Here is a 25,759-nt window from a genome sequence, read left to right as displayed (position 1 = left end):
AACTTAAAGCAGCACGGGCGGATTCTTTCATAACATCTCCAAGTTGTCCTGTTAGAATTAAATCTCCTTTTCCCTTCATTGTTAAAACTTCTGTAAATATTATTTCTCCTCCATATTCAGTCCATGCCATTCCAGTTGCAACTCCTATTTTGTTTTCTTTTTCTATTTCAAGAGATGAGAATTTCTCAGGGCCAAGATATTTTTCTATATTTTTGGAAGTTATAATATAAGAACTTTCTTTTCCTGTCTCTACAATCTTTTTTGTTACTTTTCTGCAGATATTTGCTATCTCTCTTTCAAGATTTCTGACTCCTGCTTCTCTTGTATAGTTTTTTATAATTTTAAATATTGCTTCATCTGAAAATTTTATATTTTTTTCAGTAAGTCCGTGTTCCTTCATCTGTCTTGGAATTAAAAAATGTCTTGCAATTTCTTTTTTCTCCCATATAGTATATCCGGGTAAAGATATAACTTCCATTCTGTCAAGCAAAGGAGGGGGAATAGTAAACTCTGTATTTGCAGTTGTTATGAATAAAACTTTTGAAAGGTCAAACTCAACTTCAAGATAATGGTCTGAAAAATTTTTGTTCTGTTCAGGGTCAAGTACTTCAAGTAATGCACTTGCAGGGTCCCCTCTAAAGTCCTTTCCTAGTTTATCAATTTCATCAAGTAAAAAAACAGGGTTATTAACGCCTGCTTTTCTCATTGATTGAATTATTCTTCCGGGTAATGAACCAATATATGTTCTTCTGTGTCCTCTAATTTCTGCTTCATCCCTTATCCCTCCAAGAGATATCCTCACAAATTTTCTTCCAAGGGCTCTGGCAATTGACTTTCCAAGAGATGTTTTTCCAACTCCGGGAGGACCTACAAAACAGAGTATTGGACCTCTTAAAGATTCAGTTCTACTTCTTACTGCAAGATATTCAAGAATTCTCTCTTTAACTTTTTCAAGTCCGTAATGGTCTTCATCAAGAATTTTTTGAGCATGTTTTATGTCAAGGTTATCCTGTGTGGAAACAGACCATGGTAAACTGCATAGCCATTCAATATAAGTTCTTGAAACAGTTGCTTCAGGAGATAATGGCATCATCTTTGAGAGACGGTTCAGTTCTTCAATTGCTTTTTCTTCAACATTTTTCGGCATATTAGCCTTTTTAATTTTTTCCTTCAATTCAGCAATTTCCGGTGTTTCTTCTTCTTTCCCAAGTTCTTTTTGTATCTGTTTTAATTGTTCTGTCAGAATGTATTGTCTCTGTGTATCTTCAATTTTTTTTATGACTTTATCCTGAATTTTTTTCTGAACATCAAGAACTTCAATCTCTTTATTTAATATATCAATTAATGTACTCAATCTATCTTTAATCGGTATTGTTTCAAGAATTTTTATCTTATCTTTAATTTTTAAGGGTAAATAACCCGCTATTGTATCACATATTTTTGAAGGATTTTCAAGTGTTGTAATTGTGTTATATAATTCTTTCGGTACAGATATATTAAAATTCAAGTATTTTTCCAGAAGTTCCAGAGTAAGTCTTGTCATTGCTTCAACTTCTGTATCTGTTTCTGTTTCTTCCTTTATATAATCAAAATTCACAGAAAAATAATTTTTTGTTGTTGTAAAATCATTGATTTTTACTCTTTCAAGAACTTCAACAAGAATTTTCATTACTCCTGTTGATTCCTTTAAACTCTGCACAATTTTAGTGAGAACACCTGTTGAATAAATATCATCAAAAACAGGGTCTTCTATCTGTGGGTCTTTTTGAAAAACTACTACAAGATACCCCTCATTTGCAATTGCTTCTTCAACTGAGTTTAATGATTTTGTTCTCCCGACTAAAAGGGGTACAACCATCTGAGGGAAAATAATAAGGTCTCTCAAAGGTAAAGCAGGTACATTTTTTCTTCTTATTTTAATTTCATTTTTTTTAAGTATAGCCATTTTATTTTGGAAGTTTTGTTGATTGAATTATTTTATCTGCAAGGCCATAATTTATTGCTTCCTCTGAATTCATAAAGTAATCTCTTTCTGTATCTTTTTCGATTTTTTTTATGGGCTGTCCTGTATGCAGTGCAAGAATTTCATTTATTATTTCTCTTAACCTTATCATTTCTTTTGTGTGAATACTTACATCAACAACAGTTCCTTCTACTCCTCCCCATGGCTGATGAATTAAAACTCTGCTATGAGGAAGGAGAAATCTTTTTCCTTTTGTTCCACCTGCAAGTAAAACCGCTCCCATACTTGCTGCCTGTCCTATACAGTAAGTACATATATCACAGGAAACATATTGCATGGTATCGTATATTGCAAGACCTGCTGTAATAGAACCTCCCGGTGTATTTAAATATAAATGTATATCCTTTTTCGGGTCTTCATTTTGCAAAAATAAAAGTTCTGCAATTATTATATTTGCAATATGGTCTGTTATTGGAGAACCAAGAAATATTATCCTATCCTTGAGCAACCTTGAATAAATGTCATAAGCCCTTTCGCCTCTTTCTGTTACTTCAATTACATATGGGATAAGTTGATTTTTCATTTCTTATTTTCCTCACCAGGAATAACAATTCTTTCAATATAGTTCACATTATTTTTAACAATTTTGTATGCTTTATCAATTTTTATCTCATCTCTTATGTTCTCAATTTCTCCTGTTTTTTCAAGTTCTTTTTTTACCTCTTCAAATGGTTTACCAATACTTCTGCTGAAAATTTCTATTCTTTCATCAACTTCTTTTTCTTCAACAACTACATTTTCAATTTCTGCAATTTTATCAAGTATAAAATATTTTTTAACTTCTTCTTCTGCATATGGTTTTACTGCTTTAAAAATCTGTTGAGCATAATTTTCGATTTCCTCTCTTGTTTTACCCTGCAAATTCATTCTCCTTAAGTGATATTCAGTATACTCTCTTGCTCTTTTTGCGACAAGTTTTTCTGGAATAGGAAATTCTGCGTTTTTGAAAAGGTCATTCCATAATTGTTTTTCTTCTTCAATTCTGGCACTATTTTTTTCTCTTTCTTCAAGTTCTTCTCTTATTCTTTTTTTCCACATCTGTCTTTTTTCAAGGTCAATTACAGAAGAAGCAAATTCCGGTCTTTTTTCAAGTTCTTTCAATGTATTTTCCACATCTTCTTCTTTTACTTCTTTCGGTTCAACTTTCTTAACAGTTATTCCTTTATATTTTTTTATCTTAACACCTGGTTTTAATTCCAATCCAATTTTAAATTTTAACTTTTCTTCTGTAAATTCAACATCATAAATTTCAGGTTGTATCACAGGTATAAAATTTTCTTTCTTTAAGGTTTCATAATATGCTTTTGAAATGATATTTTTTAAGATATTTTCTTTGATTGTTTCACTGAATTTTTTTTCAATTATATCTTCAGGCACTTTCCCTTTTCTAAAACCTTCAATTTCAGCATCTTTTTTTATTTCCTTAATTATTTTATTTTTTTCTTCTTCAATTTCTACTTTTTCTGCTTCACATAACAATTCAACCTCTATTTCACTTTTTTTATTTATATCAACTTTCATTTTTTATCTCCTTTATAAAAGAGCGGGGTACGGGAATCGAACCCGTATCCTCAGCTTGGAAGGCTGATGTTTTACCATTAAACCAACCCCGCTTAATTTTAGAAAAAAGAATAAGTTTTTCAAAGAACATTTAGTTGGGCAGGGAAGGATTCGGCGCCTCCGTTCGCTTAAGAAATATTTTTCTTTCGAAAAATGCTCGCTACGGTCGCCACTCGGCACTGGAATTGCTCCACTTGGTCGCAATTCCTTAACCCGTGCCTCACTTCGAATCCTTCCACTTATGATGCTTTTTTTACTTCTGTTTCAATCCTCAGTTTTTCAAAGAACATTTAGTTGGGCAGGGAAGGATTCGAACCTCCGAAGGCGTAGAGCCGGCAGATTTACAGTCTGCTGCCATTGTCCACTCGGCCACCTGCCCTTTATTTTATAATTATACCATATTTTATAAGTAATAAAAACCCGTTCCGGCGTAGAGATTTTACCCTTTGAGACCCGTATTTTAAAGTGGGTGCCTCCCCGGATAGTTTTGACTTTTCGCCATAAGGCATGGCGAACCTGTCAGCTCCATCCGGACTTGGCTCCCTATATATGGTCGTTGGCTCAAGGGTTCTTAATCTCCGCGTCCGGAACAGGTATTTATATTTTACCTTTTTAAAAATAAAAAGTAAAATCTTTTTATGATATTTTACACAAAAAACTCAAAAGAAACAATAAAACTTGGAGAAAAAATAGCAAAGTATTTAAAAAAGGGAGACATTGTTGGATTTATTGGAGAACTTGGTAGCGGGAAAACAACTATGATAAAAGGTATTGTAAAAAAATTTTCACATAACAGTGTTTTCAGTCCTTCTTTTGTAATAGTAAATGAGTATAAAGGCAAAATTCCTGTTTTTCATTTTGACCTTTACCGTCTTGAAAGTTTTGATGAACTTTTTGATATTGGCTGGACTGATTATCTTGATAAAGGAATAATTTTAATTGAATGGGCAGAAAGAATAAAAAAAAATTTGCCAAAAAAAACGATTTATGTAAAAATAAAAAATGTTGGGGAAAGAAAAAGAATTATTGAGATTAAAAATTTAAAAGGAGTAAAAAATGACAAGTAGAGAAAGAATTTTAAGAGCCTTAAATCATCAAATCCCTGACAGAGTTCCAATTCATGATAGTCCATGGGGAGCAACTGTTAGAAGATGGCATAAAGAAGGATTACCCGAGGATACCACACCTGCTGAATTTTTTGGATATGAGTTTGAATATTTTGGTGCTGATACAAGTCCAAGATTTCCTGTAAGAGTAATTGAAAAGAATGAGGAGTATATAATCACAACAACACCACAGGGAGGAAAAAGAAAAAATCACAGGGATTATTCTACAACTCCTGAAATTATTGACTGGCCTGTAAAAACAAAGGATGACTGGAAGGAAATCAAAAAATTGCTTAAGCCTGATTGGACAAGAGTTGACTGGGCTTCTGGACTTGCAAGAAATAAAGCAGCCTATGAGGAGGGAAAATTCTGTGTTTTCAGTGGTGGATATGGATATGATATACTTCAGGGTTATATGAAGTCAGAGCAACTTTTAATTACAATGGTTGAAGACCCTGATTGGGTAAAAGAAATGATTATGACACTTGCAGAACTTACTCTTGTTATGGCTGACTTGATGATAAGAAATGGTTTTAAATTTGATGGTGCTTTTATGTTTAATGATATGGGATATAGAAATGGTCTTTTATTTTCACCTGATACCTATATGAAAACACATTATGAGGCAGATAAAATTGTTTATGAATATTTTCATTCAAAGGGTATGAAGACATTACTTCATTCCTGTGGAAATGTTAAAGAACTTATACCTATTTTAATTGAAGTTGGACTTGATTGTTTACAGCCACTTGAAGTTAAAGCAGGAATGGATTTAATTGAATTAAAAGAAAAATATGGAGATAAACTTTCATTTATGGGAGGTATAGATGTAAGATTGATGGCAGACCCAGATCCATCAAAAATTGAAGAGGAGATAAAAAGAAAATTTGAAGTTGCAAAGAAAAATGGTGGTTATATCTATCATTCGGACCATTCTATTCCAAATACCATAAGTTTTCAGCAATACTCTTATGTTATAGAACTTGTAAAAAAATACGGTGTATATTCTGAATATGAAGAAATTGAAAAACATGAAAAAGAGAAAATAGTTATAAAAGAAGAAAAAATAGAAAAACCAGAGATTACCGAAAAGAAAGAAAAAAGAGGAATTTTTGGAAAAAAAGCAAAACAGAAAAAAGAAGAAATATCTGTTGAAGCAAAAAAAGAAGAAACAGAAGTTAAAAAAGAAAAGAAAAAATTTTCTCTATTCGGAATATTCAGAAAGAAGAAACAGAAGTAATTTTTTTAAATTTTTATTTTCTGCTAAAAATACCTTTTTCAAATTACTATGATTTCAATAATAAGTTTATTTTTTGTTTTTTTAATTATTGCAATAAGACAGATAGGAAATATAAAAATTCAAATCTGGCAGGCAATGTTAGGTGGCTGTTTAATAGTTCTTATTGCACATCAGATTTCTTTTGTTAATGCTTTAAAATCAATAAACTGGGAAGTTATGTTCTTTTTATTCAGTATGTTTGTTATTGGAGTTGCTCTTGAAGAAAGTGGCTGTCTTTCCTATATCACATACAGAATATTTAGAAAAGCAAAAACAGTAAATCAGTTATTACTTTTAATTCTATTTGGAATTGGTTTTTCTTCTGCTCTATTGATGAATGATACCCTTGCCATAATAGGAACTCCTGTGATATTACATATTGCAAAAAAGCATAATATAAATGCTAAATTTCTTTTAATTACTCTTGCTTTTTCCATAACCACTGGTAGTGTTTTTAGTCCTGTTGGTAATCCCCAGAACTTTCTTATTGCAACAGAAGGAAATCTAAAAAATCCATTTCTTACATTTTTCCATTATCTATTTTTTCCTACAATCATCAATCTTTTCGCTTTATTTTTTTTGTTAAAACTTTTTTACAGGGAACATTTTAAAAACAACTCATTAAATCACTATCAGGAGACAATAAAAGATAATTCTCTTGCTTTTTTGTCCGGGATTTCTATTTTTATTTTTGTTATTTTAATATTCACTAAAATTTTTCTTTCTTTAACTGATAGCAAAATTGACTTAAAACTTGTTCATATTACTGTTATTTCTGCACTCCCGATTTTAATTTTCAGTAAAAAAAGGGTTTTAATAGTTAAGAAGATTGACTGGCATACTTTAATATTTTTTGCTTCAATGTTCATATTGATGGCGAGTGTCTGGAATACAGGTTTCTTTCAATCAATCATAAAAAATCTAAAAATTAATATAACATCTATCAATATGATAATGATTATCAGTATAATTTTAAGTCAATTGATATCAAATGTTCCACTTGTAGCACTTTATCTACCTTTGCTTATTCAGTCAGGTGCAGGTGTTAAAGAAATGATGGTTCTCGCTTCAGGCAGTACAATAAGTGGTAATTTATTTATTCTGGGTGCTGCAAGTAATGTTATTATAATCCAAAATGCTGAAAAGAAATATGGAGAAACAATAACTTTCTGGGAATTTGCAAGAGTGGGGATACCGGTAACTTTTATAAATGCTTTTATCTATCTTCTATTTTTCAAAATTTGAAAAAGAAATTTTAAGTGTTAAAATGTTTCTTAAAGTTTCTGAACGAAAAAGGAGGAAAAAATGAAATGTGGAGTTCAATTATATACATTAAGAGATTATTGTAAGTCAGTTGAAGATACAGTAAATACATTAAAAAAAATCAGAGAAATGGGTTATAAATATGTCCAGATTTCTGCTGTGAGTGAACCAAAAGATGTAAGGGAACTTAAAAAAATACTTGATGATACAGAACTTGTTGCTGTTTCAACTCATACTGGTTATGAAAGGATTATAAAAGAAACAGAAAAGGTAATAGAGGAGCATAAAATTCTTGGATGTGAAGGTATTATGTGTCCGGGATTGCCAGGAGAATTACATAATAAAGATGGATATTTAAAAGTTGCGGATGAATTTAATAAAATAATTGAAAAAATTAAAAAAAATGGACTTATACTTGGATACCACAACCATGGGATTGAATTTGAGAGATATAATGGTAAAACAGGACTTGAAATTTTACTTGATAATTGCCCTGAACTTGAGGGTGAAATAGATACTTACTGGGTTACATATGGTGGAGGAGACCCTGCATACTGGATTGAAAGATATAATGGAAGGGTAAGTCAGGTACATTTTAAGGATATGGGAATAATAAAAAATCAGCAGGTTATGCCACCTATAGGAAGTGGAAATTTAAACTGGGAAAGGATTATAAAATCCTGTAAGAAGTCAAAGGTTAAATTCTGTCTTGTTGAAATGGATAGACCTACCTGTGACCCATTTGAAGCACTTAAGATAAGTTTAGAAAACTTAATTTCTTTTGGAGTTAAAAACAAATAAATCTAAATTTCAAAAATAGAACCTGCTATATATCTAACTCCACCATCTACCTGTATTTTGTCATTTTTATCATTGAAATAATAGAAAGTTAAAATTTTTCCACTATCTAATTGAATACTTACAGGATAACCTAAATCCCAGGAACCACCATCATCTCTTATAATAAATTCATTCTTCCATGTTTTTCCATAATCTTCGCTTATTGAACATCTTATTCCAAAGGGGTATGACCTGTATCCATAAGTAGCAAGAATTCTTCCATCTTTAAGCAATAATAAATGGCATGGACTTCCAATATCATTTATTCTTGATAAAAACTGCCAGCTTCTACCACTGTCTTCTGAAATATAACATTCTGACCAGAAACTGTATCCATGCCTGTATCTCTGACATCTTATAGCACATAAAATTTTCCCATCAGGAAGGATAATACCAGAGGGCATTATCTGCATATAGTCGTTTTTTTCAGATGATATATAAGAAAGGATTTCCCAGGATAAACCATTATTTTTTGATATTATTGCTATAGGTTTTCCTTCTTTTCCATCAGAACAATTGACAGTAGAAAATAAAATTAAAGCACCATCTTCTCTGACCACATAATCAGGTCTTGCCCAGTTAAAATCATATCCAAAAGAAGGTAATCTGCATGGTCCGTAAAGAGTTTTTCCTCTATCATCAGAAAAAAATAGATTATTTTTGATAGCGATAAGCATAAAATCAGGATTTTTAAAATTGAATTCCTTTGGTGATAGAAAATTTATATTCTCTGTTTCTCCTTTTCCCAGGTTTATTGGAGTTAATATTTTTTTTGAATTGTTCCAGTTTTTTCCACCATCTTTTGACCTTATCTGCATTATTCTTGACGAATTATCAGGGGGTTCATAACCATGACCAACTTCTTCTTTTGTCTGATAATTACATGTCCTTGTAAAAAAATTTACAACAATTTCATCTCCTTTATATTTATAAACTCCACAATTTCTTGGCCATGCAGAAAATTCATTTTCCTTTCTGTAAACTATAAAATTTTCACATTTAATCTTATTAACTTTCATCTAAATCCTCCTTTTTAATTTAAAGTTTCAGAAATTTATATTCATTTTTAAAAACAGTTTCTGGATTTATATATACTTCTACTTTTAAAATATATCCGCCAGAATCCAAATCTTTAATTGGCAACCAGATATTAAAATTGTTTGAAATCATTTTTAAATTTTTTTCAATTAAGATACCACCTGATATATATTCTAATACAATTTTCAATTTTGCATCAGGATTTTTAACTATTTCTGCTTTATTTATTTTTATACTTCCATGCAATTTTGTCTCTTTCTCGTCAGAAGAATAAATCAAAAAGGCATTTTCCGGGAAAACAAAAAAATTAATATCTTTTGTTAAAAATTTAAAAGGAATTTCAAATATATAGTCATCGCATTTAAATTTTAAATAATAAATCGGGTCATTATTATCCTGGTAGATAACAAAAGGAATTTCAATTTTTTCTTTTTCTAACAGGATATTTTTTTCAAAAACTTTTTCATTCTTGAAATTTACTATGTTTATATCCATTTTTTTTCCAAGCAGACTTTTATCAATCTCCAATTCAACTTTATTTTCAACGCCAAGTGGTTGAAATACAAGTTCTCCTTTTATTGATTTTACTTTTCTGTATATTTCTTTCTTATCCAGAAGTAATTTTCCGAATCTTTCTGGAACGCCGAATCCCTGATTTCCAAGGGATGCTTTTTTGGTTGGACTCCATAAAGTATGAGTTCCTTTTTCTTGAGTATTATTCCTGCAAAAGTTTATTCCATATATTTCGTAATTTCCAAGAGATTTAAAAGGTATTTTTATTTCTGCTGTCCAGAGGTCTTTTAATATTTTTGTTTTAACTTCTGCATTACTGTTCCATTCAAGGTCATCTTCTTTTTTTTCACCAATATCAACTTTCATATCTGTAAGTGCTCCGTTTGCATTTATCATAAGTTGATAATATGATAGATATTTACATCCTGGGTCAATGAAAATTTCAATTCCATCTTCTCTCCATATTTCCTTTATATCTCTTTTATCTCCTGTAATTGTTGCTTTTATTTTTGTCATATCGTTTGTAAAACATTTGAAAAATAAATAGAGGTTTTCTTTATCTCTTAAAATATAAACTTCTGTCTTATCATCAGCAGGGTTATCAGGTTCATTGAGTTTAACAAAATTTTCAATTTTATATCCATTTTTCCATAAATCTTCCATTTCTCCATCAATTTTTATAAGATTTTTTTCAATTAGGAGTGCTTCGCAGATATATTTACTGGAATAAAAATCAACTTCTCTTGTTTTCAATTCTTCTTTAACTTCTTTATCAAAACTTACTTTCAAATCCTTTAATTTTCTTCCTTTATTTTCTTTAGTAATTCCTTCCTTCCCTTTTAAAAGTTTTATAGTTGATTTTTGTAAAAATTCCCTCATTAAATCAAGGTCTCTGCTTTTCCATGTGCTTGCATCTTTTCCAACAAGAACATCTGTAATCGGGTCTATGTGTAAAAAGTTATTTATATCAGGGTCTACAATATCAAGTAATGAATTAAATACATTAAAAATTTTTTCTTCTTTATTTTTATTCAATAAATCTTCAAGAAATTCCATATACCTGACATCATCAATACCTTCTCTTGTACATTCCCATGAAATTGTTGGTACAAACTCCCAGAAACCAGGATGAGTTGCATTCCACATACTGCTAAGTCCATTATATGCATTTCCCAAACTCCATGTATAAACAAACCATGTTGCTCCTTCAAATCCTACTTTATAAAGGTAAATTCCTGTTTCATATCTTGCATATACAGGTCTTAACCCTCTTGGAGCAGCGCTGTAAAACCAGAATTTTTTTCCCATTTTTTTGTATTCTTCGTAAGTTTTGTAAGAAGCATATCCATTGGCAAAAACAGGAACATCTAAATATTCTTTAAGCGGCTGGTAATAAGTATCATTTACAGTTACCCACGGATGCCCACCACCTTTTTTTGTTGCTTTTAAAAGTTGTAATGCAACCTTATTTTTATATATACCATAAGGTTCATCTATGTTGAAAAGATACATTTCAGGTAAATCATTTTTCTTTGCATATTCTTCAACTGCTGCAACTATCTGTGAGTATACCTCAAGAAATTTGTCAGTAAAAGAAAGTGGTTCAACAACATACTTATCAAGTATTCTTGTATCCGTTCCTGTAAGTTCAGCAAGAGTTTTTTGAGGATGAATTCCTATTAACCATATAAATTTCCCGTTTTTATCAAGGTTTATTCCAAGTGATTTATAAAAATTTATTCTGTATTCAAGTGGTTTTAAATCAAATTTAATTTCATCTCCTTCTTTATATATGTTACATGCAGGATATCTTAACTCACATCCAAAAGCATTTATTCCATGTGCTTTCTGGTCAAGAATTGCCATTTTGCAGATTTCCTGTGATGGTGAATCTGGTTTTGTATCATATGTACCAAGCCACATTATATTATAAAAATGCCTTTTTAATTGTGGTAGATTAAATGGCAAAACAGTTAATTCAACTGGAATCTTTTTTTCTTTCATATTTAATCCATTTATACTTATTTCTCCTTTATAAATCCCTTCAGGTGTATCAGGAGGAATATAAACTGTTAACCAGAATCCTTGAGTATAATTAGGAATTAATTCTGTTTCTTCTCTTAAATCAAGTGTTTTTGGAGTAAGACTTTTTTTATAATTAAAATAGTATTGCGTTCTTATTGTTATATTCTGTGGTGGGATTGTTTTTGGACCTTTTAATTCAGATATTTTAAATTTTAACTGAGGAAGTGGTTTTTTTGATATAATACCAAACTGATAAGATTCATATTCATCTCCAGCCGCTTTCATCTCAATTTTTTTTAAAATTTCTTCCTCTTCTGGCCTATAAACAGGAGTAATAATGTCTGTAATTGATTTTTTGAAAATAAGTATATCCTCTTTCATAAATGAGGGAAAAGGTGTTTCTTTATATTTTAATTCAGGTATTTGTAAGTTCAATATCCAGTCCTCATCTCCAACAATCAATAATCTTTTAGTTTTTTCAAATTCTTCAGGTGCTTTTAAAAAATTTTCAATAGGCATCAAAACAATACTGTGAACTATCCATCCATTTTCCTTTGGTTTAAATGTCAATTTTAATTTTCCATCTGTTACTTTTACTGTAAAAGTTCTTTCAGGCAATTCTACTTTTTCAACAAGCACTTTTTCATTCCCTAAAAGAGAATATCTGTATAATCTTCCTATATCCTTTCCCACAACTGCTGGTGTAATTATTCCTTTATAAATTCCGTTTTTAAGATTTATTATTAAATTTGCTTCTTCTGTTGATGCAAGACCTGTTTGGTTTGGGGTAGATGTTAAATCTTTTGTCCCTGTTGGATAGATATTATATTTCTTTTCCCATCCATATCCTGTTTTTTCATTATATATTGTTTCCTGTGTAATCTTTATAAAACTTTCAGCAGCAGGAGTTTTTTTATCACCAAAATCAAGACACACTGGAAATAACTCTTTATTTATCACCCACTTACAATAACTTGAAAAATAAATCAAAAAATAAATAAACAAAAAACTCAAAAAAATCTTTCTTCCCATCTTTTCCTCCTTTCTTGTTTTTATTACCATGTAGTTTTCCACTTAAACTGTATTTCTTTTATACTTTCAGGCAAAAACCAGTGTTTTTCATCATTTGAAAGAATAAGTGGTTGTTTAAGATGCATATACCTTGTTTTTCCTAAAATCCATATCCCTTCAGATGGCATTTCTATTTCTATTTTTTCTCCTTTTTCTGTTAAAGCAATTACTTCTTTCGTTTTATTTGAGATTATATAAACTGAATAGACATGCGGTTTAATACCAATTATTTCCTTTTCTTCTGTTTTTGGTTTTGTGAAGTATTTTGTCTCTGTACATTGAAACCAGTAATTAACATAATAAACTTCTTTTTCAAGGTCTGTCAGAGGAACATATACATCATCTTTTCCATCTCTCACCTCAAGAATTATTAAATATTCACCAGTTTTTCCATCTTTTGGAACAGTAAGTTTTGTATAAGATTTATCTATTAAAGTTTCAATAATTACCTTTTTTTCCGGGTCTATAACTTTTAAAGGGAATCCACCACTTTCTTTTTTTCCAATATCTCCTCTTATTATTATGTTAAAATTCCTGTCAGTTTCTTCCTTTACAATACAGTAAGTTCCAGAAGGGCATCCAGGTAATGATTGAGAATAAATCCAGTTTGTGGGGTCTTCTATATTTGATTTTGATAGAGCATATATTACCCTTGGAACATAAAGAATAAAATCAGGAATTGAACAGAAAGCACCAAAAGGTTCTTTATTTTTAATTTTATTTCCTTTACCATTCCATTCATAAAAGTTTGAACTGAAAAAAGATTTTACAGCATATTCTTTACTTTTTTCCTTATCAGTTTCAAATATTGAAGCGAGTGCATAATTTTCATGTGGTGCATGAGTGGTCCAGAGATTTACTTTATCAGATTTTGGGTTAGATACTCCTTCAAGTAATTGTTTTTTTGCTCTTTCACTTTTATAAAATAACAAAACATTATGAAGAACTTCTCCCCAGTGATACATATTATCAAGAAATTTCCTTAAACAATCATCTATATAAATAAGTAGAGCAGGATGATATGTCATTTGATAAAGGTCTATAAGTTCACCAAGTGCATTGTTAGGGTCTCTTCCTGGCTCTAATCTTATTGCACCATTAAATTCTGGATGACTTCTATTTGATACAATTGTTTTCTGCCATTCATCAACTACAACTTCTTTTAATCTTAAATCACCTGTAAAATAATAGGCAACTATTAAAGCATTATAACAGGTAAGATGGGCAAGTAAACCATGGTCTCCTCCCCATGGACAGAAACCATTTGTATGTCTTGTTGAACCAATAATTCTTTTTTGGTGAAAATGAAATTCTTTGTGATTATAATTAGGGTCATCATAATGTATAATATTTAAATCAGAAAGAAGACGGGTATTTGCTCTTCCCTGAGTTAAATAGAACGGGTCTCCTGACCTTATATAAAGCAACCATGGCATGAATGCTTCATAATGGTGTGTTGCATTGTAAAACCTGTATAAATCAAATGTTTTATCTCCTTTATAAGATGTATGGTGCCAGGTTCTATATATCCACATTCCATATTGTCCTGTATAGTCCTGTAATTCCCAATAACTTTTTACTATTTTCTCAATACAATCTTCAATGAATTTGAATTTTTCTGGTGAATAAGGCGCTATATATCCAACTGCTAAACTATCACATGTCCATTTAGGGTCAGGTATACAGTGAGGAAGAATCTGGAAACAATTTGATATCTCTTTCTGTTTTTCAATATTATTCTCAAGAAATGTTATAAGAAAATCATTTGTAATTCCAGCACCAAGAATACTTGAATGAACTCCTGCAAGTACAAGACCAGGGGCTGTATAAACCCCTGTAGATGGACTATTATAAATTTCTGCTGCTTTAAAATAATATTTCCATGGCATTGCAAAATTCAATTCTTTCCCTTGATGACAAAACCAAAGTTTATAAATTTCGGTCGGCTCAATCTCATTTATTTCAGAATGTGTCTTTCCATGACTTGGCCATATATGAAAATTAACTCTGTCATTTAAAACTTCAAATTCTTTTGGAAATTTTTGCCATGTCTCTCTATTTGAAATTCCAATTATATTCCCATTTTCTTTTTCAATTGCAAACCATCCTTCACTGTGTCTTCCTTCTTTAATAATTCTTCCATCTGATGTTTCTATAGAAAATTTATCAGGAAGATGTTGAAGTAAGTATATTGAACCTGTTTTTAATGAATTTTTGTCTATTTTAAATGCCTGTTCTCCTTCAATCCCAAAAAAAGCATTTTTAAAATCAGAAGGTAAAGAAAATCCAATATCTCTTAATCTCACCATATTTGAATCAAATGTAAAGATTATTGTGTGTAGAACCCTTATATAAGGTTTCCCTTTATATACTTCAATCCTTGTTATGAATTTACAGAGTTTATCTGTTGGTAGAGAATAATTGACAGTTTTTCCTTCTGAATTATCCTTTACATACCAACCCTCTATTCTAAATACTGTTTTTATATCTCCTTTTTCTTCAATTTCAACTTTAACTTCACTATCATTACTGGCTCTGTATATACTTCCTTCATGGTCAATTAAATAAAATCCATTCTCTTTTTTATTTTTAAATATCTCCTTTCCACCTGAAATTACACTATCTATTAAATTCCATCCTTTTTTCTTAATTGTAAACTTAATTGCTCCATTATCTACAATATATTCATTTTCTGTTTCTTCTATTTTAATTCCACTCTTTGTATCATAATTGATTGTAGGTCCAAATTCAACATAATAATTAACTTCATTTTTATTCTGCCAGTTAGATTTAACTCCTTCTGTCTGAAAATCTATCCCAAGAAATCTTATACTTGATTTATTGGAAAAACCCCATCTTGAACGAACAAATTTTTGAGATGGAACTTCTTTACCATTTTTATCAACAATTCTAACATTTTTCTCATCATACAAAGCACCTTTTGGAAATGGAATACCAAAAGAAACAGGAAAAGTATCATTTTTTAATGGAATATCTGTTGAAAAAATTAAAGGAATTTTACCTTTATTTAAAGGTGGTTTTTCTTTTACATATCTAAAAATTTTTTCCTCTTTTTTCAGAATATTATTTCCTTTTTTAATTTCTGCCTGTATCTGGTATTCATTTGGCTCTAAACTATCAAGGTCAAAATCCATCACTACTATCCCTTTTTCAACAGGTATCTCTTTTTCAAATATTAATTTTCCTTCATCAAGTGTTGTAATTCTAATACCCAATGTTAGTTCATTTAAAGAATTTATTGTATTTCCTTTTTCTATCCCAAAAACAATTCTTCCTTCTCCATCCAGATTTGAAAATTCTTCCTTTTCAAGACAAAGATTAAATTTCAATTCTTTACTTATCTGTTCCCATTCAAGATAATAAATTTTTGACTTAAACTCTGCACCAAAAATGAAAAAACATAAAACAAAGAAAAACATAATAAATCTTTTCATCTTGTCTCCTTTTTTAAAGGCAATTTCCACCATTCAATCTTATCAAGTTCAGGGTCTGGTATAAAAAGTTTTTTAGGGTCATTACTCAAAAAAATTTTTTTGTTATTTTTTATTCTGAAATACCTGCATTCCTTTTCTAAAATATATGTTATACCCTTTTTCCCATTGAATTCTGTCAGATTATCATATTTTTCCTGTTTTTTTGTTATTCTTGTATCAGCAATTACTTCTTCTTTTTCATTTAAAATTTTTAAATTCCCTTTATAAGCACCAAGAATATATATATCATCACTATCAACCTGAAAATATAATCTCCCTTTATAATGAGTTGCAAAATAATCTCCACCATAAACTTCATATTCAAGGTCACTTAAAGGTAAACTCAAAGAATCAAAAACCGCTTCTTCTCCAACTATAACACCCTTATAAAAACCAGCAATATTGTCTTTTGGAATTTTTATAGTATATGATTTTTCTGAATAATCAGATGAAGGAATTGCTCCAGAATAAAAAATATTTCCTTTCGTATCAAAAAGAATAAAATAAAAACCACAAAAAGAAGGAATTTTACCCTTAAAATTTATATGCCATTCTTTATCTTCTTTCTCATAAAAATAAAATCCTTCACTGGAAAGATGTAATTCTTCTGAAAAAGATATTTCAAAAAGCAGAAAAAATATAAAAAACAATTTTTTCATTCCTTTCTCCTTTTAATATATCAAATCTTTCCATGTAAGTTTCCAGAAATCACATCCATGATTTGTATTACCACCATTTCCATATCCTCTTAATTTCTCAAAAATTTTTGCTCCTGGTATCCATTTAGCAGACCCATCAAAAAATAAAACATTAAATCCTATTGGTATATAGTCCTTATCAAGATGGTTTCCATCCCATGGTCTGATTCCGGGAGTTGGTGGCCATGTTGGAGGAGTATAAGCATCAGACATCCATATATATCCATATTTTACTGCTTTATCAAGTTTTCCCTTTATTGGAGAAGATTTATCCCATGAATGTTCATAAATCATAGGACTGTGATTCCATACATAAACAATTATACAACTTAGGTCTCCATTTGGATTTTCAAATTTATCTTTTATATAACTTATCTTTGCAACACTTTTACCATTTCCTGACCTTGTACTACTTGGACAGATTATTATTTTTGGGTCTGAAAGATATAGACCTTTACCTGTTTTTTTCCATCCCATAAAAAAATATCCAGGACCTCTATAAATTGCTCCAGGAGAGTATCCTGTTCCTGATGTAATTCTTGCTTCCCATATATCATATGTTGTTCCACTTCCATCACCATAATTGACTATTCCAGTTCCAGGTGGTAAATATCCATCAAAATCATTTGCATACATATGTGTTGCAAGTCCAAGTTGTTTTAAATTATTCAAACATACTGTCTGCCTTGCATTTTCTCTTGCTCTGTTTAATGCAGGTAATAACATTCCAGCAAGAATACTTATTATAGCAACTACAACAAGCAACTCTATAAGGGTAAAACCTTTCCTTTTCATCTTTTTTCACCTACCGTTTTATCTTGTATTTTGAGTTACTTCCCACCAGAATTTACATAAACTCGGGTCTGTTCTGTAATTTCCACCTGTATTTGCAATTCTGTGTCCTGAATCTGGTATCCATCTTGCTGAACCATCAAAAAATAAAACATTAAATCCAAGCGGTAAATAATTATTATCAAGATGATTTCCAAGAGATGGTCTTATTCCAGGTGTCACAGGAACAGAAGGAGCCCAGTATAGGTCAGCCATCCAGACATATCCAAGTTTTGTTGCTTTATCCAGTCTTCCATATGCTTTTGAACTTGACCATGTGTGTTTATAAATATCATCATTGTGGTTCCATCCATAGGGAATTCTACAACCATCAGTATTAGGTGCTTCCCATCTTGATTTCATTATTGATAGTTTCAAATGACCCGACCAGTAACCACATTTTGTACAACTTGGACAATAAAAAAAAGAAATATCAGATATATACATTCCTTTTCCACTTCCATTGCTTTTGTAACCAATTAAAAAATAACCAGGACCAACATATCCTCCTTTTCCAAGTGCTGAAGAATATGTCCATATTTGCCATGTATAATCACTTTCATGGTCTATACCTCTCCATCCCTGTGGTGGTAAATATCCATCATAATCCTGTGCATACATATGTGTTGCAAGTCCAAGTTGTTTTAAATTATTCAAACATACTGTCTGCCTTGCTTTTTCTCTTGCTCTGTTTAATGCAGGTAATAACATTCCAGCAAGAATCGCAATTATCGCAACTACAACAAGCAACTCTATAAGGGTGAAGCCATGTGGTTTTGAAAATTTTTTCTTCATAATGCACCTCCTGTAAAATTTAATCTATATGTAATCATCCGCCAAGTTGTGTGGCGGATGGAAAAGAAGGAAAAATAAATTATATCGGAGTTGATTTGCATAAAGATAGTAAAACCCTTTCCTTTTCATCTTTTTTCACCCCATAATATCTTATTTTAATTCATCAAAAGTATGAGACCAGAAATACGAATTGGGATGCCCATTTGTCTTCCAATTATAATATTCGCATAATTCATCAGCAATTTTATGTCCTGAATCATTTACCCATTTAACTGCTCCATCAAAACTGAGTATATTAAAACCATCTGGATACCAATCATTATCTCTACCCCCATGATTAAACCCTGCATAATATGTTGATGGGTCAGCAGCAGAAGGTAAATAAAAATAATCAGCAACTGCTATTGCTCTTATTTTTACTGCTTTATGTAGTTTGGCCTTATCCCATATCTCTTTCGGCACAGGTGGCTTTGTAGGTGGATTTACCCACCCTAGACCCCACCATGAAATCCTTGAATTAACATATGTATTATAAGTATAATGACAGAATGCCCTTGCCCCTGGTTTTTCAAAATTACTTATTATATGACTCAAACTTCCTCTATCCTTCCATCCTTTACCACTTCCAGGCCAGGGAGAAGGGCAGTAAAGAAACTGGGGACTATCTAAATAAAGTCCCTTTTTTTTTCTGTCTCCATCCTTGAAGAAGAACACCCAGTGCAGTATATGTATTTCCTATCTGTCCATCCCATAACCAGTATCCATGAGGAGAAAGATTAAGAGGAAGAAAATCATCATTGTCATTCGCATACATTATAATTGCAAGTCCTATCTGTCTTAAGTTGTTCATACAGGTAACTCTTCTTGCCTGCTCTCTTGCTCTTGAAAGTGCCGGGAGTAACATCGCTGCAAGAATCGCAATTATCGCAACTACAACAAGCAATTCTATAAGGGTAAACCCTTCCCTTTTCATCTTTTTTCACCTCCTTTCTTTAATTTTTTTAATATTTCAGGATAAAACCAGTATGACTGGTCAAAAGAAAGAATTATATCTTTACCACTTGAATTTATAAATCCTCCATATCCACTTGAAGTAACCCCTTTTCTACAGAAACTCAATTTATATCCTTTTTCTGGTTCAATATTTAAAATATATCTTTTCTGTTCATACTCAGTCCTTATTTTATCTCCAGAAGATGTTTCCAGTCTGAAAAGTGAGTTTCCAGTAAGTGTTAAAATAATTTCTGTTTGATTTTTTTCTGTTTGTGTATAATATCTTGTTGCTGTAAGGACACGGGAATTATCTGAAATAATATAAACTTCTTTAGGAAGGTCACTTATAGGACAGTTCAACATAATACCATACCACTCTTTTCCTCCTATAAACTTTAAGATATATTCTCCAGTTTTGTTATCCTTTGGTATTTTCACTTTAAATGGTTTATCAGGCATTATCACTCCTTTTGGTATCTCTCCTTCAATTATTACTTTCATTTCAGGGTCTATAACCTGAAATTTAAGTGGTGTTTTCATTTTTTCAGGAACATAACCCCAGAAATTCAAATTAAACTCTCTATCCTCATCTTCTTTAATTACAGTGGTAACTTTTTCCCAATCCTCAGCAGTAAAAGGAAATAAACATGGAACTTCAGGTAATTTTAAATCTTTCATAACTGGAATAAGTGGCATGTATCTTAAAATATCATCACTGAACCATTGAAGTGAATAGAATGGAGAAGGATGACCATGTGCCCATTGTCTTAAAGAAGAAAGTCCAATAGTTTCAAACCAGTACCATTTAATATAGGCATCATTTTTAGTATATAATGAGGTATCTATGAAGTAAGGGCTATAACTTCCATACATTGGTCCTGCAATTGTTAAATCAACTTCTCTTGAAGAACCTTCATGGCACCATATTGCTTTAAGTTGTTTTCCGTCTTTATCAATTGCTTTAATGGGCCAACTATATCCAGGGGTATTTGGACCACTTCTTGTAAATTCATCAACCCATTCTGAAAGAAGTTTTAAGGGTAATTTATCCCTGAAGTATCTTATATATGTCCACATCCAGTACCTTCCTGATTGTGCTGGTGGCGGAGCATCAGACATATATTTCATTGGCTGGGAAAATAATCTATCTCTGAATTCCCATATTAATCTTAAAAGTCGTTCATCCTGTAAATCAGCATAATAGTTTGTTGCAACCATCCATCCGTTTGCAGGATTTCTATCTATCATACCTGAAAAATCATAATCATCAGTAACACGAAATTTTTTAAGAACTGATTCTACCCATTCTTTTGCAAGGTCAAGACCCCTTGTATCACCTGTAAGATAATAATAGATTAAATAACTATATTGTGCTCCCATATGTCCCCATAATTCATGATATGAACCCCATGGAACATATCCATCACAATGATAAACAGCACCAGGCCATTGAAACACAGGATTTAAATCTGCCTCTGGATTCCACGGGTCATAATTTACAGAAACATGGTCAATTAAATGTCTTGAAAAACTCTCATAAAAATTCCAATATTTCCATTCTCCTGTTGAAAGATAAAGATATAGTGGTGATAAGTTTGAACCATGATGATAACCAACTTTTGCTCTATGTAATGCAGGTGGACTTCCACCAGGAGTATAATAGATATGTCCATCAGGCCAGATAAACTGTCCATATTCTTTATTATCAGAAATTATTGCACATACTCTATCAAAAGCAGAAGATATTCCTTCTTTTATCTGTTTATATTTCGGGTCAATAATTCCAACAATTGATTCAAGAACTTCTGTTTTTCTTGTCCATTCAGGGTTAGATATTGCATGAGGATATTTCTCAAAAATTTTTGCCCTTCTTGTCATATACATACTGTACTGCCCTTTTTCCTTTGAATTTACATCAAAAATATATAATAATTCTCCTGTTATTGCTACTCCTGTTCCATATCCTTTCCTTTTTTCTCCTCCCCATCTCCAATTTCTATCAGGTGTTAAACTTTTAAATAAATTCATTGCTTTAAAATATTCCTCCGGTATCTGAAAATCAAGTAATTTCCCCTGATGAAGAAATCTTAAATTCACATAATCACCTATATCAAGACCACTTTTTATCATCTCAGTTGAATGATAAGGCCAGGCATGCCATATAATTGATTTTCTATTTATCTCTATTTCTTTAGGAAATAACTGGAATAAATGTCTCTGTGATATTCCTATTCCTCCATTTTCTCCCATCACTCCAAACCAATTAAAATAATTTTTCCCATATAAACTCTCACTATAAGTAAATGTTCCAAAAAAACTTTGTAAAACCTTTTCATCCTTACTATCCTTTATATAAAAACTGTTCCATCTATCTGCAAGAAAATAAATACTTCTATTTTCAGGAATTTCAAAACCTTCTCTCCACCATTCATGAGGTATTGATTTTAAATTATTCCCTAAATTTTTATAACTCGTTGTTATTCCTATGTCTCTTATCCTTTTCCCTTCTTCAAGTGTATCCCATGTTATTATGAATGTGTTGTTTACCTGAATTTCTGACTGACCAGAAAATACAATAATTCTTGTTACAAATTTCCCTGCTTTTTCTCCATCATTACTAATTGCCCATCCATCTGCCCTTATAACTGTTTTCAATGGACCTTTTTCTTCTATCTTAACTTTCACATCACCATCAAGACACATTCTATATATTTTTTCTTTTTCATCAATCCAATAAGGACCATCAGTATCTTCACTTTTTATAAATATTTCATCCTCCTCATATTTTCTATTTTTATTCTTATCAACCCAAACCTCTTCAAAAAGATGAAATCTCTTTTTTGAAACCTTAAATTTTAATATTCCATTTTCAACTTCAATTATTTCATCATTTTCATTAACTTTTACCTCATCTAATAAATTAAAACTACTTTTTTCTCCCACTTTAATTAAATAATTTGAAGGAACTCCATCATTATAATTTGCAAGAAAATCAATCCCAAGCCACTTTATACAACCATTTTTACTCCATTTACTCCTTACACTTGTTTGGACAGGAATTTCCTTTCCATTTTCAAAAAGTTTAATGTTCCATTTATTTTCAAGAAGTCCATCAGGCAAAGGAATTCCTGTTGATATTGGTATATTTTTTTCATCCCCAAAATCCTCTCCTTCTGTTAAAATTAAAGGTATTTCTGCATATTTTTCTATTTTATTTTCATTCTTCTCTTTTATAATTTTTACATCTGTCTCACATATTTCTTTTCTTTTATCATCAAGTAATTTTACCTTTATATTTGTTTCTCCTATTGGAAATAAAGGTATGTTTATATCAAATCCAAAATGGTCTGAATTTTTTATTTCTATTTCAAGAGGACTATTTTTATCCCCTTCTTTATAAACTTGAATTATATAGTTTTTTAATTTACCATCATAAAGTAAATTCGGAGGATTAATGACAATAAGTGCTTGTCCGTCTTTATCTGTGTCCAAATAAATAAATCTATCAAGATAAATTTTTATTGATATCTGTTTTTCTTTGATTGGTCTTGCAAGGCAGAATGGCTTTTTTACAGGTATTTCCCTTAAGTTTGAAATATAATTTTCACTGAAAATTGAAATTGAAAAAAGCAAGAAGAGATAAATACATTTTTTTTCATTTTTGTAAATATTTTTTAAAAACTCTATATTCACCATTCTCTATTTTTTCCCTTTCTTAAAAGGATACCCTCAATATTTTAATTTGTCAAGTGATTGCACAATTCAGCTTCATTTTTTATCTTTAGAAATTTTTTCTTTAATTATTCTTTTAACTGTAAAAATTATATTCATTAAACTTTTTTTTCTTCGTTGAACATGTGGTTTTATTTCTTCCACTTCCTTACCAATTTCAACCTGTATAGATGGGGATTTTCTGAAACCAAGTATTTGAGATGGATAAATACTTCTATGACCGGTTATTAAAAAACTGATAATACATGATAGTGCAGCATAGGGAGCAATATCTGGACCAAAAAGTTCTATAGCCATAATACTTGAAGCAATAGGTGTATTTGTTGCTCCGGAAAGAATGCTAACAAGACCAATTGAAGAAAGTGTTGTTTTATCAAGACCTATTAAATTTGTAAATGCACTTCCAGAAGTTGCTCCTATAAAAAATATTGGAGTTATCACTCCACCGCTTCCACCAAAGTTTAGAGTAATTGAGGTAAAGATAATTTTTAGGATGAATGCAAACGGAAGAACTTCTTTCCCTTCAATGGCTGACTTGATTATTTCAAAACCTAGTCCGAGATATTGTGTTGAAAATATAAAAGTTAAAATAATTAAAATAAAGCCACCGATTAAACCCTTCAATGGCTTCCATAAATGTATCCTATAAGATAAGTTTTTGAATAATCTCATCGTTTCAATAAGAAGGAAAGAAACAAATCCAAAAAAAATTCCAGAAATAATAACCTTTATTAAGAAAGTTTCACTTAAAACAGTATTAAACTTTAAAGGATGGTAAAAATATGTAATTCCAAGTTTCAAAGAGGTATGATAACTTACAATACCTGCAATAAAGGATGGTAAAAGGGCATCATATAAAAGAGTTCCTATAAAAAGGACTTCAATGCCAAAGATAGCACCTGCTAATGGTGTTCCAAAAACAGATGAAAAACCAGCACTTATACCACATATAACTAGTTTTTTACGGTCAGCATCATCAAACTTTAATATATCAGCAAAAACAGATGAAACTCCTGCACCTATTTGAGCACATGGTCCTTCTTTTCCGGCAGAACCACCAAAAGCAATTGTTATAACTGATGCAATAAGTTTCACAGGAATAACCAAAGGGTTTATTTTACCGGAATATTTATGTATTGCTTCAATAACCTTTTCTGTTCCATGTCCTTCTGCTTCAGGTGCTAAATATTGAATGATAAAAGCACTTATGAAAAACGCAATAGGCAAAAAAAGATAGTAATAAGAATAGCGGTTCGTCAGATATATACTTAAATTTAATACCTTTAGAAATATAGTTGTTGATATTCCAACACCTATCCCAACTATTGTTGCTAAAAAACTCCATTTAACTGTACTGATAAAAAGAATCGTTGTCTCTTCTAATTTTCTCTTCATTTTAATTTCTTACTCCAAATTTTATATAACTATATTAACATAAAAGGATTTTTGTTAAAATCAAAATTTTGGGTACTTTTTTATAAATTTTTAAATCCATTGTCTATAAATTGTTTTTACTTCTATTGACAAATTCTTGGTTTTGAGATAAAGTATATATGAAAGTTAAAGTTGATATTTAAAAGAGAAATTGGAAGGAATTATTTACTAAAATGAAAATTATTATGGGATAAAATTAAATAGGGGGGGGTGAAATATGAAAAAAGTATTTTTAAAAAAGGCAGGTTTTACCCTGATAGAATTGCTTGTTGTGGTTGCGATAATAGCGATTTTGGCTGCGATGCTTTTACCTGCTTTAAGTAGAGCAAGAGAAAATGCAAGAAGGACTGTATGTATGAATAATTTAAAACAGATAGGACTTGCGACTATTATGTATGCCCAGGATTATGATGATTATCTTCCTCCAAAACAAAGAACAAATTCTGGGGCTCAAATTTGGGGAACTTTTGTTTCTGGTTCATCCAGAATAGACCAGTATAATATGCTTGGTTTTTTATTAATGGGATGGCAGAACACAGGAAGAGGAAGATATATACAAGACCCAAAGGTTTTAATTTGTCCATCAGTATATGGTCCTTATTATATAAGAATATATGGAAGAGAAAAACTTTCTCATTATAAAAATACATTTGAAATTCCTGGTCAAAACACTGTATGCAGTTATTCAGCGAATACTGCCTATGGAGTAAATTGTCCTTTATATAGTGGTTCAAGCCCGGTTCCTTTTGATACAGGACCACCATGCTGGGCGAAATTAAGTAAAGGAGCAAAAATTGGTGCTCCATGGGTTGTTGATTTGTGGTCTGTTGTTCCTGGTAATACAGACCAGAGGAGTTATATAATTCATCATAGAGCACCGGAAATAGACCCAGTAGCAAAGACATATCTTATATCAGGGTTTAATGCCTTATTTTTTGATGGTTCAGTTAAATGGATAGATGATTCAAAACATTACTATTGCAACTTAACTAGTACTACTTCTTCTACAAGTAATGATTGGGCTCTTGTATGGAGTATAAGACAGAATAATTTACCCTAAAAAG

At 30.8% G+C, this 25,759-nt stretch carries 17 protein-coding genes, 2 tRNA genes, 1 other RNA gene and 1 pseudogene; 5 read left to right on the top strand and 16 right to left on the bottom strand.

Translation table 11 applies throughout. The features are described from left to right. From lon to ssrS, 6 genes are all read right to left on the bottom strand, one after another. On the bottom strand, nt 1–1,945 hold a 1,945-nt coding region (gene lon, locus PKV21_00805; GenBank protein ID HOM26028.1), incomplete at its 3' end, for an endopeptidase La. Between the two features lies 1 nt (nt 1,946). Beyond that, nucleotides 1,947–2,546: an ATP-dependent Clp protease proteolytic subunit gene (locus tag PKV21_00800; GenBank protein ID HOM26027.1), complete on the bottom strand. Its 600-nt coding sequence runs from the start codon at nt 2,544–2,546 to the stop codon at nt 1,947–1,949. Further along, nucleotides 2,543–3,544 carry a trigger factor gene (locus PKV21_00795; GenBank protein ID HOM26026.1) on the bottom strand — a complete coding sequence of 334 codons (1,002 nt, stop codon included), beginning with the start codon at nt 3,542–3,544 and terminating at the stop codon, nt 2,543–2,545. The genes PKV21_00800 and PKV21_00795 overlap by 4 nt, the downstream gene beginning before the upstream one ends. A 21-nt stretch (nt 3,545–3,565) precedes the next feature. Continuing rightward, nucleotides 3,566–3,636 (bottom strand) — tRNA-Gly (locus PKV21_00790). Between the two features lie 242 nt (nt 3,637–3,878). After that, nucleotides 3,879–3,962, bottom strand: a tRNA-Tyr gene (locus PKV21_00785). Nucleotides 3,963–3,996: 34 nt separating this feature from the next. After that, nucleotides 3,997–4,182, bottom strand: a non-coding RNA gene (gene ssrS, locus PKV21_00780) — 6S RNA. A 39-nt stretch (nt 4,183–4,221) separates the two neighbouring features. Here ssrS and tsaE point away from each other — a divergent pair. The 4 genes from tsaE to PKV21_00760 are packed head-to-tail and all read left to right on the top strand — an operon-like array spanning nt 4,222 to nt 8,032. After that, nucleotides 4,222–4,650 carry a tRNA (adenosine(37)-N6)-threonylcarbamoyltransferase complex ATPase subunit type 1 TsaE gene (gene tsaE, locus PKV21_00775; GenBank protein ID HOM26025.1) on the top strand — a complete coding sequence of 143 codons (429 nt, stop codon included), beginning with the start codon at nt 4,222–4,224 and terminating at the stop codon, nt 4,648–4,650. Further along, nucleotides 4,640–5,929 (top strand): uroporphyrinogen decarboxylase family protein, encoded by a 1,290-nt coding sequence (locus tag PKV21_00770; GenBank protein ID HOM26024.1) that lies wholly within the window; start codon nt 4,640–4,642, stop codon nt 5,927–5,929. The genes tsaE and PKV21_00770 overlap by 11 nt, the downstream gene beginning before the upstream one ends. A 48-nt stretch (nt 5,930–5,977) precedes the next feature. Beyond that, a complete protein-coding gene (locus PKV21_00765; GenBank protein ID HOM26023.1) occupies nt 5,978–7,213 on the top strand; it encodes an SLC13 family permease in 1,236 nt (411 codons plus the stop codon). A gap of 60 nt (nt 7,214–7,273) precedes the next feature. Beyond that, nucleotides 7,274–8,032 (top strand): sugar phosphate isomerase/epimerase, encoded by a 759-nt coding sequence (locus tag PKV21_00760; GenBank protein HOM26022.1) that lies wholly within the window; start codon nt 7,274–7,276, stop codon nt 8,030–8,032. Between the two features lie 2 nt (nt 8,033–8,034). Here PKV21_00760 and PKV21_00755 read toward each other — a convergent pair whose 3' ends face one another. The 10 genes and pseudogenes from PKV21_00755 to PKV21_00710 all read right to left on the bottom strand — a co-directional run bounded on the left by PKV21_00755 (nt 8,035) and on the right by PKV21_00710 (nt 24,656). Next, the gene (locus PKV21_00755) at nt 8,035–9,090 is read right to left on the bottom strand and encodes a sialidase family protein (protein ID HOM26021.1); all 1,056 of its coding nucleotides are present in this window, start codon (nt 9,088–9,090) and stop codon (nt 8,035–8,037) included. Nucleotides 9,091–9,109: 19 nt separating this feature from the next. Next, the gene (locus tag PKV21_00750) at nt 9,110–12,679 is read right to left on the bottom strand and encodes a DUF6067 family protein (protein HOM26020.1); all 3,570 of its coding nucleotides are present in this window, start codon (nt 12,677–12,679) and stop codon (nt 9,110–9,112) included. Nucleotides 12,680–12,702: 23 nt separating this feature from the next. After that, entirely contained in the window at nt 12,703–16,173 is a 3,471-nt protein-coding gene (locus tag PKV21_00745) for a hypothetical protein (protein HOM26019.1), read from the bottom strand. Further along, nucleotides 16,170–16,871, bottom strand: a complete 702-nt coding sequence (locus PKV21_00740; protein HOM26018.1) for a hypothetical protein — start codon at nt 16,869–16,871, stop codon at nt 16,170–16,172. The genes PKV21_00745 and PKV21_00740 overlap by 4 nt, the downstream gene beginning before the upstream one ends. 12 nt (nt 16,872–16,883) lie before the next feature. Beyond that, nucleotides 16,884–17,705 (bottom strand): type II secretion system protein, encoded by an 822-nt coding sequence (locus PKV21_00735; GenBank protein ID HOM26017.1) that lies wholly within the window; start codon nt 17,703–17,705, stop codon nt 16,884–16,886. An 18-nt stretch (nt 17,706–17,723) separates the two neighbouring features. Next, a complete protein-coding gene (locus PKV21_00730) occupies nt 17,724–18,536 on the bottom strand; it encodes a DUF1559 domain-containing protein (GenBank protein HOM26016.1) in 813 nt (270 codons plus the stop codon). Between the two features lie 150 nt (nt 18,537–18,686). After that, complete coding sequence (locus tag PKV21_00725; GenBank protein HOM26015.1) at nt 18,687–19,250, bottom strand: hypothetical protein; 564 nt, start codon at nt 19,248–19,250, stop codon at nt 18,687–18,689. Between the two features lie 76 nt (nt 19,251–19,326). After that, nucleotides 19,327–19,509 (bottom strand): annotated as a pseudogene (locus PKV21_00720) (type II secretion system protein). Beyond that, nucleotides 19,506–23,225, bottom strand: coding sequence for a hypothetical protein (locus PKV21_00715; GenBank protein HOM26014.1), 3,720 nt, complete (start codon nt 23,223–23,225; stop codon nt 19,506–19,508). Before PKV21_00715 ends, PKV21_00720 begins: the two are co-directional and overlap by 4 nt. A 72-nt stretch (nt 23,226–23,297) precedes the next feature. Beyond that, complete coding sequence (locus PKV21_00710) at nt 23,298–24,656, bottom strand: chloride channel protein (GenBank protein ID HOM26013.1); 1,359 nt, start codon at nt 24,654–24,656, stop codon at nt 23,298–23,300. Between the two features lie 256 nt (nt 24,657–24,912). Between PKV21_00710 and PKV21_00705 the strand changes: the two genes are divergently transcribed. Further along, entirely contained in the window at nt 24,913–25,755 is an 843-nt protein-coding gene (locus PKV21_00705; GenBank protein HOM26012.1) for a type II secretion system protein, read from the top strand. The last annotated feature ends 4 nt before the right edge of the window (nt 25,756–25,759 follow it).

Source organism: bacterium (assembly GCA_035371905.1).
GTDB lineage: Bacteria > Ratteibacteria > UBA8468 > B48-G9 > JAFGKM01 > JAMWDI01.
The sequence above is the reverse complement of the archived record's forward strand: the minus strand, read 5'-3'. Positions and strand labels throughout refer to the sequence as shown.